This is a genomic window from Microbacterium sp. H83, assembly GCF_001650405.1.
Taxonomy (GTDB): Bacteria; Actinomycetota; Actinomycetes; order Actinomycetales; family Microbacteriaceae; genus Microbacterium.
Genome location: NZ_LWCU01000001.1, coordinates 98,468 through 110,970 on the forward strand (window position 1 = coordinate 98,468; position 12,503 = coordinate 110,970).

Annotated in this window: 15 protein-coding genes, 1 tRNA gene and 1 other RNA gene; 9 read left to right on the forward strand and 8 right to left on the reverse strand. The window is 69.5% G+C overall.

The window, feature by feature from the left end; genetic code table 11:
• Nucleotide 1: 1 nt before the first annotated feature.
• Nucleotides 2-775, reverse strand: coding sequence for a CoA transferase subunit A (locus A4X16_RS00500; protein ID WP_067114913.1), 774 nt, complete (start codon nt 773-775; stop codon nt 2-4).
• Nucleotides 776-879: 104 nt separating this feature from the next.
• Here A4X16_RS00500 and A4X16_RS00505 point away from each other — a divergent pair, with 104 nt between their 5' ends.
• The 4 genes from A4X16_RS00505 to A4X16_RS00520 all read left to right on the forward strand — a co-directional run bounded on the left by A4X16_RS00505 (nt 880) and on the right by A4X16_RS00520 (nt 3,910).
• Nucleotides 880-1,668: an IclR family transcriptional regulator gene (locus A4X16_RS00505; RefSeq protein ID WP_067114914.1), complete on the forward strand. Its 789-nt coding sequence runs from the start codon at nt 880-882 to the stop codon at nt 1,666-1,668.
• A gap of 64 nt (nt 1,669-1,732) precedes the next feature.
• On the forward strand, nt 1,733-2,170 hold the full coding sequence (locus tag A4X16_RS00510) for a MarR family winged helix-turn-helix transcriptional regulator (protein WP_067114915.1): 438 nt from the start codon (nt 1,733-1,735) through the stop codon (nt 2,168-2,170).
• Entirely contained in the window at nt 2,167-3,396 is a 1,230-nt protein-coding gene (locus tag A4X16_RS00515; protein ID WP_067114916.1) for an MFS transporter, read from the forward strand. The genes A4X16_RS00510 and A4X16_RS00515 overlap by 4 nt, the downstream gene beginning before the upstream one ends.
• A gap of 34 nt (nt 3,397-3,430) precedes the next feature.
• Nucleotides 3,431-3,910, forward strand: coding sequence for a YbaK/EbsC family protein (locus A4X16_RS00520; protein WP_067115299.1), 480 nt, complete (start codon nt 3,431-3,433; stop codon nt 3,908-3,910).
• Nucleotides 3,911-3,913: 3 nt separating this feature from the next.
• On the opposite strand, the gene A4X16_RS17665 is transcribed toward A4X16_RS00520, so the two are convergent.
• Both A4X16_RS17665 and A4X16_RS00530 read right to left on the reverse strand, forming a co-directional pair.
• A complete protein-coding gene (locus A4X16_RS17665) occupies nt 3,914-4,327 on the reverse strand; it encodes a hypothetical protein (RefSeq protein WP_157559905.1) in 414 nt (137 codons plus the stop codon).
• A gap of 104 nt (nt 4,328-4,431) precedes the next feature.
• Nucleotides 4,432-4,504: transfer RNA gene (locus A4X16_RS00530), tRNA-Lys, on the reverse strand.
• A 146-nt stretch (nt 4,505-4,650) separates the two neighbouring features.
• Between A4X16_RS00530 and hisN the strand changes: the two genes are divergently transcribed.
• The 3 genes from hisN to A4X16_RS00545 are packed head-to-tail and all read left to right on the forward strand — an operon-like array spanning nt 4,651 to nt 6,952.
• Entirely contained in the window at nt 4,651-5,448 is a 798-nt protein-coding gene (hisN, locus tag A4X16_RS00535; protein WP_067114921.1) for a histidinol-phosphatase, read from the forward strand.
• Nucleotides 5,449-5,469: 21 nt separating this feature from the next.
• Entirely contained in the window at nt 5,470-6,036 is a 567-nt protein-coding gene (locus A4X16_RS00540; RefSeq protein WP_067114923.1) for a hypothetical protein, read from the forward strand.
• Nucleotides 6,037-6,088: 52 nt separating this feature from the next.
• Nucleotides 6,089-6,952: a hypothetical protein gene (locus tag A4X16_RS00545; protein ID WP_067114925.1), complete on the forward strand. Its 864-nt coding sequence runs from the start codon at nt 6,089-6,091 to the stop codon at nt 6,950-6,952.
• Nucleotides 6,953-7,048: 96 nt separating this feature from the next.
• Here the strand turns inward: A4X16_RS00545 and ssrA are convergent.
• Nucleotides 7,049-7,418: a transfer-messenger RNA gene (gene ssrA / locus A4X16_RS00550) on the reverse strand.
• 139 nt (nt 7,419-7,557) lie between these two features.
• On the opposite strand from ssrA, the gene A4X16_RS00555 reads away from it, so the two are divergent.
• Nucleotides 7,558-8,226, forward strand: a complete 669-nt coding sequence (locus A4X16_RS00555; RefSeq protein WP_067114927.1) for an SIMPL domain-containing protein — start codon at nt 7,558-7,560, stop codon at nt 8,224-8,226.
• 3 nt (nt 8,227-8,229) lie between these two features.
• On the opposite strand, the gene hflX is transcribed toward A4X16_RS00555, so the two are convergent.
• Nucleotides 8,230-9,741 carry a GTPase HflX gene (gene hflX, locus A4X16_RS00560; RefSeq protein ID WP_067114928.1) on the reverse strand — a complete coding sequence of 504 codons (1,512 nt, stop codon included), beginning with the start codon at nt 9,739-9,741 and terminating at the stop codon, nt 8,230-8,232.
• 68 nt (nt 9,742-9,809) lie between these two features.
• Between hflX and A4X16_RS00565 the strand changes: the two genes are divergently transcribed.
• Nucleotides 9,810-10,463 (forward strand): class I SAM-dependent methyltransferase, encoded by a 654-nt coding sequence (locus A4X16_RS00565; RefSeq protein ID WP_067114929.1) that lies wholly within the window; start codon nt 9,810-9,812, stop codon nt 10,461-10,463.
• A 20-nt stretch (nt 10,464-10,483) separates the two neighbouring features.
• On the opposite strand, the gene dapF is transcribed toward A4X16_RS00565, so the two are convergent.
• Genes dapF through A4X16_RS00580 form a run of 3 tightly spaced genes read right to left on the reverse strand, consistent with a single transcriptional unit; the run spans nt 10,484 to nt 12,418 of the window.
• Nucleotides 10,484-11,356: a diaminopimelate epimerase gene (dapF, locus tag A4X16_RS00570; protein WP_067114930.1), complete on the reverse strand. Its 873-nt coding sequence runs from the start codon at nt 11,354-11,356 to the stop codon at nt 10,484-10,486.
• A 22-nt stretch (nt 11,357-11,378) separates the two neighbouring features.
• Complete coding sequence (locus A4X16_RS00575) at nt 11,379-11,846, reverse strand: GNAT family acetyltransferase (protein ID WP_067114931.1); 468 nt, start codon at nt 11,844-11,846, stop codon at nt 11,379-11,381.
• Nucleotides 11,843-12,418, reverse strand: coding sequence for a dihydrofolate reductase family protein (locus A4X16_RS00580; RefSeq protein WP_067114933.1), 576 nt, complete (start codon nt 12,416-12,418; stop codon nt 11,843-11,845). Before A4X16_RS00580 ends, A4X16_RS00575 begins: the two co-directional genes overlap by 4 nt.
• Nucleotides 12,419-12,503 lie beyond the last annotated feature (85 nt).

Consider the following 12,503-nt stretch of genomic DNA (forward strand, 5'->3'; position numbering starts at 1 on the left):
GTCAGGCTCCTTCCGCGGCGACCGTGCGCCGCTCGATCCGCTTGGGGATGTCCGAGCCCACCTCGACCACCCGATGCACGAAGACGCCCGGCAGGTGGATGCGGTCCGGGTCGAGCTCCCCCGGCTCGACGAGCTGCTCGACCTGCGCGATGCAGATCCGCCCGGCCATGGCGGCCAGCGGGTTGAAGTTGCGGGCGGCCTTGGTGAAGATGAGGTTCCCGTGCCGGTCGCCCGCCAGCGCATGCACGAGGGAGAAGTCGGTCGTGATCGACTCCTCGAGCACGTACTCCCGCGGCGTCCCGTCGATGTCGAACGTCCGCACGTCCTTCGCGGGAGAAGCCACGGCGATCGAGCCGTCCGGCGCATAGCGACGCGGGAGCCCGCCGTCCGCCACCTGGGTCCCGACGCCGGTCTGCGTGAAGAAGGCGGCGATCCCCGAGCCGCCCGCGCGGAGCTTCTCGGCGAGGGTTCCCTGCGGGGTCAGCTCCAGCTCGAGCTCGCCGGACAGGAACTGTCGCTCGAACTCCTTGTTCTCGCCGACGTACGACGACGTCATCTTCCGGATGCGGCGCGCGGCCAGCAGGACACCCAGTCCCCAGTCGTCGACACCGCAGTTGTTGCTCACGACGCTCAGGTCGCTAGTCCCCTGCGCAAGCAGCGCCTCGATCAGCGCGATCGGATTGCCGGAGAGTCCGAACCCTCCCACGGCGAGGGACGATCCGTTCGAGATGTCGGCGACGGCCTCGGCCGCCGATGCCCAGTGCTTGTCGATCACGTGTGCTCCTTCGAAGACGTGCGCTCTCCAGCATCCCTCCCCCTCGAGCCGACCACACAGGCCGTGCTTGCGATGTGGACCGATCGCGCAGTAGCGTCCACGATGTGGACACTCCCTCACGCACCATCCCCGGGGCCCAGGCCATCGCGCGCGCGGCGGCGCTGCTCCGCCTGGTGACGGCGAGCGGGGCGCGGGGTGCGACGCTGCAGGATCTCGCGCGCACGTCCGACCTCTCCCGATCGACCGTGCACAGGATCCTCTCCGCGCTGCGGGCAGAGGGCCTCGTCGACCGCGATGAGCAGAGCGCGCGATGGACCCCTGGCCCCGAGCTCTTTCTCATGGGATCGGTGGCGGCCGCCCGGTACGACGTCACGACGCTGGCACGCGACATCGTCCGCTCCCTCGCCGTCAAGACCGAGGAGAGCGCATTCCTGTCGGTGCGCAGGGCGGACGAGACGGTATGCCTGCTGCGCGAGGAGGGCTCCTTCCCGATCCGATCGTTCGTACTCAGCGAGGGGGTCCGGTTCCCGCTCGGAGTGGCCAGCGCCGGACTGGCCATCCTCTCCTTCCTGCCCGACCACGATGTGGATGCGTACCTCGACCGTCATCCCGAGCTGCAGCACGAGTGGGGACGTTCACATGACGAGTCCGCCTTGCGCACGCGCATCGCCCAGACGAAGGAGCGCGGCTACGCGGTCAATCCGGGACTGATCGTCGAAGGAAGCTGGGGGCTCGGCGCCGCGGTGTTCGATCGTGCGGGTCGTCCGGAATGGGCCCTCAGCCTCACCGGCGTGGGCTTCCGGTTCGGCCCCGACCGGATCGCCGACCTGGGCCGCACGCTGCTCGCGCACGCGCACCAGCTCTCGGCGCGGATCGCGGCCAGCCGACGCTGACCCCACGCGAACCCGAAACTCGTCGGGCGATCCGATGCATACCATTGGGTATATACTTGGTGGTATGAATCGTCAGGATGTCATCCCGTCGCTCGTTCTCTCGGGATACGCGCTCGGCCGGATCGCCGCGCAGGATGCCGGAAACGACGCGCCCGCTGCGCAGTGGCGGGTGCTGAATCTGCTCGAGCAGACGGGACGGAAGCGCGTCGGGGAGCTCGCATCCGCCGCACGTACGACGCAACCCGGCATGACGCGGCTCATCGGACATCTGGAGCGCGACGGCCTCGTCCGCCGCTCGCCCCTGCCCGAGGACTCCCGAGCCATCGCCGTGGACATCACCGACGCCGGCACCGCCGCTCTCGCCGCATGGCGATCAGAGTTCCGGGACACGCTCGCGCCCCGTTTCGCCGACGTGGACGACGACGACTGGAGCATCCTCACTCGCGCAGCGGAGATCCTCGCCGCGCACACCACGAACGACTCGACAGGAGCCCCCCGATGACCAGCACCCCCACCGCATCCGTGTGGAAGCAGCCCGCGCAGGTGTGGGCCGTCGCCTTCGCGTGCGTCGTCGCATTCATGGGCATCGGCCTCGTCGACCCGATCCTCCCCGCCATCGCGGAGTCGCTGCAGGCCAGCCCGTTCGAGACGGAGCTGCTCTTCACGAGCTACCTCGCCGTCACGGGTCTCGCGATGCTCGTCACCAGCTGGATCTCGAGCCGTATCGGCGCCAAGAGGACGCTGCTGATCGGCCTCGCACTCATCGTCGTGTTCGCGCTGCTCTGTGCCCTCAGCGGCAGCGTGGACGCGGTGATCGGCTTCCGCGCCGGCTGGGGACTCGGCAACGCCCTGTTCATCTCCACCGCCCTCGCCACGATCGTCGGCGCCGCATCCGGAGGGAGCGCGGCGGCGATCGTCCTGTACGAGGCCGCTCTCGGCCTCGGGATCGCGATCGGTCCGCTGCTCGGCGGGATCCTCGGCGAGCAGAGCTGGCGCGCGCCCTTCTTCGGTGTCGTCGTGCTCATGGCCATCGCCTTCCTCGCGGTGCTCGTGCTGCTCCGCGGACCCGCCGAGTCGCGCACCCCCGTGGCCTTCTCCGCACCGTTCCGAGCGCTCGGACGCCCGGCGCTCGCCGTTCTCGCCGTGGCCGCGCTGTTCTACAACATCGGCTTCTTCATCCTCCTCGCGTTCTCCCCCTTCCCGCTCGGCTTCGGCGCCATGGGCATCGGCTTCACGTTCTTCGGCTGGGGCGTCGCGCTCGCTGTCACGAGCGTGTGGGTCGCACCCTTCCTGATGCGGAGGATGTCGCGGACCCGCGTGATCCTGACCGTGCTCCCCCTCCTCGCCGTGGACCTCGTCGTCGCCGGACTCGTCGTGTCCTCCGCCGCGGCGCTCGTCGTGTGCATCGTCATCGGCGGGCTGCTGCTCGGCGTGATGAACACGGTCCTCACGGAGGCGGTGATGGAGGCGACGGATCTCCCCCGCTCGGTCGCCTCGTCGGCGTACTCGTCGGTGCGATTCCTCGGCGGTGCCATGGCGCCCCCGCTCGCGGCCGCCCTGTGGCACGCGTTCGATGCGACGGTGCCCTATCTCGTCGCCGCCGCCGCCGTGCTGCTGTCGGCGCTGACGATCTTCCTCGGACGCCGGGTGCTGGCGCACATCGACGACGAGGCGGACGACACGGTCGCGGAGGACGCGCAGGCGATCCTGATGGGCGACGCGGCCTGATCGAGGCCGCCGCGTCCGATACGGTGAGCGGATGATGGACGAGTCCCTCCTTCCCGAACGCAGCAGGATCGTAGCGCGGCACCTGCACGACGCGGGTGTCGAGGCCGAGATCCGGGTCCTCCCGGACTCCGCGCGCACCGCTCCCGAGGCGGCGGCGGCGATCGGGTGCGACGTCGCGGCGATCGCGAACAGCCTGGTCTTCCTGGCGGACGACTCTCCCGTGCTGGTGCTCACGAGCGGCGGACACCGCGCCGACCTGACGACCGTGGCGAAGCACATCGGGGCGGACGTCGTGCGGATGGCTCCCGCGGCCGTCGTCCGCTCCGCGACCGGACAGGCGATCGGCGGCGTGGCCCCGGTCGGGCATCCGACGCCCCTTCCCACCTTCATCGATGCGGCGCTGCAGGAGCACGAGGAGATCTGGGCGGCGGCGGGTCATCCTCACACCGTCATGCCGATGACCTTCACCTCACTGCGACGGCTCACCGGAGGCCGGGTCATCCCGGTCGCCTGAGCGTCACTTCACGGTGACGGTGATCTCCGCCCGCTGCTGGTCCTCCGCGTCGTCGGGGACCTGGCCGCGGAACTGATACTCGAACTGGATCACCGTCGTCCCCTGTCCGACCGGAGGGAACCGGTAGGCGACCTCGCTCGGCGCGCCTGTCTCCCCCTCGTCGCCGAGATAGCGCGAGCGCTCCTCCCCCGGGCCCAGAACGGCCGGATCCGGCTCCCTGGTGATCACCCAGGCGTCGCCCACCGTCGGGTTGATGGTCCCGAAGTCGACGACCAGGGCCTCGCCCGGTGCGAGCGAGACGGATGAGGTCCGATAGTCGACGCTCTTCTCGACGACCGCGGCGCACGCCGTCAGGCACAGGCCGAGCACGGCCATCGCGCCCACAGCGCACAGCTTCATCCCATCCCGCATCGCCATCCCCCTAGCGTTGGCATCACGCTAGCGCACGTCGTCGCGATGGGGAACGTGCTCCGGGTGCAGAAAAGCCCCGGAGACTGGCGAGAGTCTTCGAGGCTTATCCGTGCACCCCCAGGGACTTGAACCCTGAACCCACTGATTAAGAGTCAGTTGCTCTGCCGATTGAGCTAGAGGTGCGTGGCCCGGGAATCCCCGGCCGAGGAATTACATTACCAGCCGACGGCCACGAGGCGAAATCGAGACGGCCCGTCGAGTCGGTCCGCGCGTGTCGCCGCGAGTCGGCGCTCATCGAAGCGTGGAATCGGGGCGGTTATCCTGGGAGGGTGACCGCCTCCCCCAGCGCCGACGACCTGTCGCGCGACCTCGAACTCGCGCTCCGCCTCGCCGACCTGGCCGACGCGCAGTCCCTGCCGCGCTTCGACAGCGCCGACCTGGAGATCTCCACGAAGGCCGACAGCTCGCACGTCACGGACGCGGATCTCGCCACGGAGCGTGCGATCCGTGAGCGCCTCGCCGCTGAGCGACCAGACGACGGCATCTTCGGCGAGGAGTTCGGCGCCGAAGGCAGCACCCACCGCCAGTGGATCATCGATCCCATCGACGGCACGGCCAACTTCCTCCGCGGCGTGCCGCTGTGGGGCACGATGATCGCGCTCGCGATCGACGGCACTCCGCAGATCGGCGTCGTGAGCATGCCGGCCCTCCGACGACGGTGGTGGGGGTCCGCGGGCGCCGGTGCGTGGACGGCCACGGATGCCGAGCCCCGTCGGCTGCGCACGTCCGCCGTCTCGTCGCTGGACGACGCGAGCATCAGCTTCCAGAGCATCTCGCAGTGGACGGACGCGGGACACCGGGACCAGCTGCTCGCGCTCGTCGACCGGGTCTGGCGCGACCGGGCGTACGGCGACATCTACGCCTACATGCTGCTCGCCGAGGGTCGCATAGACATGGTGGCCGAGTTCGACGTCAAGGAGTACGACATCGCCGCGGCCGTTCCCATCGTGCGCGAAGCGGGCGGCCGCATGACCGGATTCGACGGCGCTGAGACGATCTCCGACCGGTCGACACTCGCCACCAACGGCATCCTGCACGATGCCTTCCTCGAGCTTCTGCACGACTGACACCCCCACCGAAGGCCCGTGATGACCCTCCGCACCACCTCAGCCGCCGTCGGCGCCCTTCTGCTCGCCGTCGTGCTGGTCTCCTGCAGCGGCACCGCCGAGGAGTCCGCGTCGCCCTCGCCCGAGGCCCCGCGTCCGACCCCGACAGTGACCGCGACGCCCATCGAGACAGCCGCGCCGATGCCGGCCGCTGAACCCGCATGCGACACCATCGTGTCGGCGGGCACCGTGAAGGCTCTGACCGACGAGGGATGGACCTTCGAGGAGCAGCCGTTCGTGATCGGCGACGTGACCCTCGATGACGGCCTGCTGTGCTTCTGGGCCGATTACACCGTCGCCTCCGACCACGGGCAGCTGTACGGCTGGTCGGCGATCGCTCCGGAGGACGCCACGCAGGCACAGACGTCGCTGCTCGGCGAGGGCTGGCGACGCGAGGACGGCCCCGACGGGATCTACATCACCGAGAATCCGCAGTTCGCGATGGGCACCGACGAGGACGGCTACGGCATGACCTACCTGTTCGGAGACGGCTGGGTGAAGTTCGCCGACACGCGTCAGGGACTCATCCTCATCGAGTGGGCCGGCTGAGCTCCCCGGCGTCGGCCGAGCGCCCCCTGCGTCGCGGTGTAGTGTCGCTCGCATGAGCGGCGACTCCACACTCGAGGCGATCGCTGCCGAGCTGTACACCTCGCCGCTGTCCGAGTTCGTCTCCGCGCGCAACGCGCACGCGAAGGACACGTCGGATGCCGCACTGGCGGCGCAGATCCGCGCTCTGCGCAAGCCGTCGGTCGCTGCGTGGGTGGTGAACGTCTTCGCGCGGGAGCGGAGCTCCCAACTCGGGGAGGCGCTGAGACTGGCGGAGGAGCTGCGGGAGGCGCAGGAGGACCTCGACGCACGGGCTCTCGCACAGCTGGGGCGAGACCGTCGCGCTCTCACGCGCAGGCTCGCCTCCTCCGCCGCGGAACTCGCGGAGGCTCGGGGCGAGAGCATCACCGCCTCGACGCTGGAAGCCGTGACGCAGACCATCGCGGCCGCCTTCTTCGATCAGGCGGCCGCGGCAGCGGTGGCCTCCGGACGCCTGGTGCGCGAACTGGAGCCCGCCGGTACCTTCGCCGACATCGTCGACACCCTCGTCGCAGGAGGGCCGCCGAGCTCGGCATCCGCCTCCGCACCGCCGGCGGACGAGGTGGCGGAGCGGCGACGGCGCAGAGACGCCGAACGCGCGCTCCGAGACGCCGAAGCAGCCCATGACCGTGCCACGCGAGAGGTGAGCGGCGCGGAGCGCGCCGTGAAGGACTCGAGCGACCGCATCGCGGAGCTCGAGACCCGCGCCGCGGAGCTCGAAGCCGAGCTCGCCGGAGTACGCCGCGACGTCGAGCGCGCCCGCGCCGACGAGGAGCGCGCGGAGACTCGACGCAGCGAGGCGACGGCCGCCGTGACCGCGTCGGAGAAGACGCTCGCGAAGGCCAGGAAAGCGCTCGACGCCCTCCCCTCTCGTCGCTGAGGCCCGTCTCGACGCGCGACGCCGGCCGTCCGCATACGACGAAGCCCGCCTCCTCGGTGGTCGCCGAGGAGGCGGGCTTCGTCAGTGACAGCGACCTGGTGGAGCTGGGGGGAATCGAACCCCCGTCCAACGCTGAGTCTCCACGCCTTCTCCGGGCGCAGTCTGTGGAAGCGTTCTGCTCGGCTCCGACCTTTGTCACAGACACCCAAGTCGACGAGCCCAGCCTGGCAAGAGTCCCACGTGACGTCCAGACGCCGTCACGCAGCAAGATTCCTAGATGACGCCAGGATCCGTATCGGAATCACATACGGCCTGACGGACTATCGGGCTCGCTTAGGCAGCGAGGGCGAAGTCGTTGCGCTTGGTTTCGGCAACTATGGTTTTGCAGAGGGCGTTCACGAGATAACTCTGCATCCTCGGCCCGCTTCTCGTGGATTCACAGGCGCTGTCGAAACCGATCAGCCCCGTGGTCCTTCTCTCGAAGGAGCCGCTGTCACTCTGTGGAATTTCCATCTCGGGGACCGAAGCACCCGAGCGTCTCAGACTACAACGTCTTCGGGCACGGCGCCATTCCCGGCCCCCTCCGGCTGGCGTAGAGTCGCGGCATGAGCGAAGTCACCGTCACCGTCCGCGGAGAGCACGAGACCCGGATCACCCCCGAACGAGCGACCGTCCGGGTGACCGTCCGCGCCGACGGCCCCGAGCGCGCGGACGTCGTCGAGCGGACGATGAGCCTCGCCGAGCCGGTGCGCCGGAGCATCACCGAGCGCAAGGGCGCCGGGTCGGTGGTGGACTGGTCGAGCACGCGCCTCACGGTGCGAGCCGAGCGTCCGTGGAACAGCGACGGCATCCGACTCGATCCGGTCTACTACGCCGCGATCGACCTGACGGCGACGTTCACCGACGTGTCCGACCTGTCGATGTGGGTCTCGGACATCTCCTCCTGGGACGGCGTGGATGTCGGGTGGGTCGACTGGCACCTCACGCCCGAGACCCGGGCGCGAGCCGAGCGCGACGTCGCCGCGCAGGCCGTCACGGTCGCGGTCGCCCGCGCGCAGGCCTATGCGACCGCTCTCGGCCTCCGCGAGGTGACCCCTGTCGAGATCGCCGACGTCGGCCTCATCGCCCCCGCGCCGTCGCAGCCCTTCACGGGCATGATCAAGTCGCGTGGGGCGATGCTCGCGGCCTCCCCCGCCGGCGACGCCGCGATGACGTTCGAGCCGGACGAGATCGTCATCGCGGCGACCGTCGAGGCCCGATTCGTCGCCCGCTGATCGTCAGCGGTTCTCGGCGAAGGGGGCCAGGTCGGCGGCGAGCCGCTCGGACACTCGCGCATGCACGAGAGTGCCGTCCTCCCGGTGGTCCACCGACAGCAGCATCCCGGTCTCGTGGATCGCGGCGACCAGGTCGCCCCGATCGTAAGGGACCACGGCGTGCACCTCGACGGCCGGCTTCGGGAGCGCCTCCTCGATCGCCGCGCGCAGCTCGTCGATGCCCTCGCCCGACCGCGACGACACGAAGTGCGCCGTCGGCTCGAGTCCGCGCAGGACGAGGCGCTCATCGGGATCGATCAGGTCTGCCTTGTTGAAGACGACGAGCTCGGGCATGTCCCGGACTCCCACATCGCCCATCACATCGCGCACCGTCTGCAGCTGGCCTGCGGGATCGGGGTGGGACCCGTCGACGACGTGGAGCACCACGTCGGCGTCGCCGACCTCCTCGAGCGTCGACCGGAAGGCCTCCACCAGCTGATGCGGCAGATTCCGGACGAACCCGACGGTGTCCGTGAGCGTGTAGACACGTCCGTCCGTGGTCTCGGACCGGCGCACGGTCGCGTCGAGTGTCGCGAACAGGGCGTTCTCCACGAGCACGCCCGCGCTGGTCAGAGCGTTGAGGAGGCTGGACTTGCCCGCGTTCGTGTAGCCGGCGATCGCGACGGAGGGAATCGTGTTCCGCCGACGCTCGGCGCGCTTCGCCTCGCGCGCCGGACCGAAGTCGCGTATCTGTCGACGCAGGAGCGCCATCTTCGTGCGGATGCGACGGCGGTCGAGTTCGATCTTCGTCTCACCGGGACCACGGGACCCCATGCCCGCGCCGCCGGCGCCGACCTGCCCACCCGCCTGACGGCTCATCGACTCGCCCCAGCCGCGGAGACGCGGCAGCAGGTACTCGAGCTGCGCGAGCTCGACCTGGGCCTTGCCCTCGCGGCTCTTGGCGTGCTGGCTGAAGATGTCCAGGATGACGGTCGTCCGGTCGATGACCTTCACCTTGACGACATCCTCGAGCGCGCGCCGCTGGCTGGGAGCGAGCTCGGTATCGGCGATCACGGTGTCCGCGCCCGTGGCGGCGACGATGTCGCGCAGCTCCTGAGCCTTGCCTCGTCCGATGTAGGTGGCGGCATCGGGGTGGGGTCTCCTCTGGAGCACGCCGTCGAGCACAACAGCCCCAGCGGTTTCGGCCAAGGCGGCGAGCTCGCGCAGCGAGTTCTCCGCATCCTCCTGGGCACCCTGCGGATACACACCGACGAGGACCACGTTCTCGAGACGCAGCTGCCGATACTCGACCTCGGTGACGTCCTCGAGCTCCGTCGACAGCCCGCCGACCCTCCGCAGGGCATGACGATCCTCGAGATCCCACTGGTCACCGTCGGATGAGGCGTGCGACGCCGTCGATTCGTCCTGCAGCGCCTGCGCCGCCCCGAACACGCGCGCTTCCGTGCGCTTCTCCGCGTTCGCGAGCACCCGCTCGACAGCCTCGTCGTCGGTGGAGTGTGTGGTGGTTTCCGTCATCCGGTCCTTGTCTCTGGGTTTCGTTGCGAGCCTTAACCTTAGCCCGCGGTGTCCGCTACGCTCACGGTATGGGGTCAGACCATTACTTCACTGCGGCCCCGGCCAGTCCTGAGAATCTGCGTACGATCCGTGTGTCGCTCGCAGGCCGCGAGCTGGATGTCACCACCGCTGGTGGCGTCTTCAGCCCGGATCGGCTGGATGCCGGAACCGCAGTCCTTCTCTCCAACATGCCTCCGGTGCCGCCGGGCGGCAATCTCCTCGACCTCGGGAGCGGATGGGGTCCGATCACGATGTCGATGGCGCTGTCCGCTCCCCACGCGACCGTCTGGGCGGTCGACGTGAACGAGAGGGCGCTGGACCTCGTCCGCAAGAACGCTGCCGCGCTGGGCCTCACCAACGTCAACGCATCGCTGCCGGAGGATGTTCCCGCAGACGTCACGTTCCGCACGATCCGCTCGAACCCCCCTATCCGCGTGGGCAAGAACGAGCTGCATGGGCTGCTCGAGAAGTGGATCCCGAGACTGGACGATCGCAGCGACGCCTGGCTCGTGGTCCAGCGCAACCTCGGTGCGGACTCGCTCCAGCGATGGATCGGAGCGACGTTCCATCCGGGTTTCTCGGTCTACCGGACCGCCACGGCCAAGGGCTATCGCGTGCTGAAGGTCCGCAAGCACGGCACGCCGCCAACGGAGCCGATCGCCCTGAGCCCGTTCGCCGAATAGTCGGCGTTCAGGGTCACCACTCAGACGAGGTCGACCTCGCCGCTGAACACGAGCTGTGCAGGCCCGGACAGGGCCACGTGCTCGCCGTCCTCCGCAGCGAACATGCGCACTCCGAGTGTGCCCCCGGGTACGTCGACGCGCCAGTGCGAGGGCGCCTTCTCCCCCGCCCAGTAGCGAACGGCCAGAGCCGTCGCCGCGACCCCGGTGCCACAGCTCAGCGTCTCGCCCACCCCGCGCTCGGAGACGCGCATGCGCACGTGTCCGATCCCGTCTCGGACCAGCGGCTCGCCGGGGACGACGAACTCCACATTCGCCCCCGCGGGGAGTGCCGGGTCGAGATCGGGGGTGCGATGGAGTTCGAGGGATGCGAGCTCGGCATCGGATGCCAGTGCCACCACGACGTGCGGATTCCCCACGTCGATCCCGAGGCCGGGCCGCGTGACCGACAGGCCGTCGGCGCGGACCAGCGGGTCATCGCCCGACAGCTTCCAGAGCCCCAGGTCCACCTGGTAGCCGGTCTCGCTGCGGGTGACGTCGCGCACGCCGGCGCGCGTGCCGATGGGGAGGGTCGATCCGTGCTCGATCACCGCGAGCCCGGACCGCACGAGATAATGGGCGAAGACGCGGATGCCGTTGCCGCACATCTCCGCGATCGAGCCGTCAGCGTTCCGATAGTCCATGAACCACTCGGCGGCGGGTTCGTCGTCGAGCGCCGCCCGGCCGTCGGCGATCGCCGAAGAGCGCACGACTCGCAGGATGCCGTCCGCACCGATGCCGAAGTGGCGATCGCACAGCACGGCCACCTGTTCGGCGGTCAGCTCGAGGGCGCCGTCCGGGTCGGCGATGATGATGAAGTCGTTGCCCGTGCCGTGACCCTTGGTGAATGCGACCATCCGTCCAGTCTAGAGAGCCGCCCTATGCGTCGGCGATGAGACGCTTGCCCGTCGTGGAGACCGCGAATCTCTCGTACCCGATCCCGTCGTAGAACCCGAGCACCGCCTCGTTCCCCTCGCGCACCATCAGCTGGACCTTCGGGCAGCCCATGGAGAGGAGAAGACGCTCCGCCTCTTCGACGAGCGCCCGGGCGATGCCTCGATGCCGGTGCGCCGCGGCGGTCGCGAGGTAGTACAGCCAGCCGCGGTGGCCGTCGTATCCTGCCATGACGCTGCCGACGATGGCGGTCGCCGCGCGGGCACCGCGAGCGCGCTCCGCGTCGTCGCCGACCGTGTGCTCGGCGACCAGGAAGAGTTCCGGCTGCACGGCCAGCTTGCGCTCGATGTCGCGTCGCGGATCGTTCCACGGACGGGTGAGACCCGCCTCGTTCCAGAGGGCGATGACGGAGTCCGTGTCTCCGGGCGCGAAGGCGCGGATCGTCGCCGTCACGCGAGGTCGCCGGTGGTCGAAGCCTCGGACGAGTCGCCGGACGACGAATCGGTGACGACGCGATAGCGGCCGCACAGGAAGCTGCGGTTGCGTGTCACCTCGAGCAGTTCGAGGTCCAGCGGCCGTGGGAGCAACGGTGCGCCCGATCCCAGCGTGACCGGCGCATACTGCACCCACACCTCGTCGAGGAGACCCGCGTCGGCGAACTGTCCGGCGAGATCGCCGCCGCCGACCACCCACACATCGAGGCCCCCCGCCGCCTCGACCATGTCGCGATGAACCGTCGCCACGTCGCCCTCCGCCCGACGGATGTCGGCCCCCTCGGGGACCGTGAGCTCGCGGTGAGTGAACACCCACGTGGGCTGCGTGTATCCCCAGCGCCCTTCTTCGTGACGCATGACCCAGTCGAACGTCGAGGATCCCATCGCCAGCGCGCCGATCCTCTTCTCGAATGCCGGATAGGCCATGGGGCCGTCTTCGTCGATCTCCTGCTTCAGAAGCCAGTCGAGCGAATGGTCCGCCGTCGCGATGAAGCCGTCGAGGCTGGACGCCGTGTAGAAGTGAGTCGCCATGCGTCCAGGGTCTCACCTGCATCCGACATCCGCGGGCGACCGCTCGTCGGAACCGGCGGACGGTCCCGCCCGGGCTCCGCGGTCG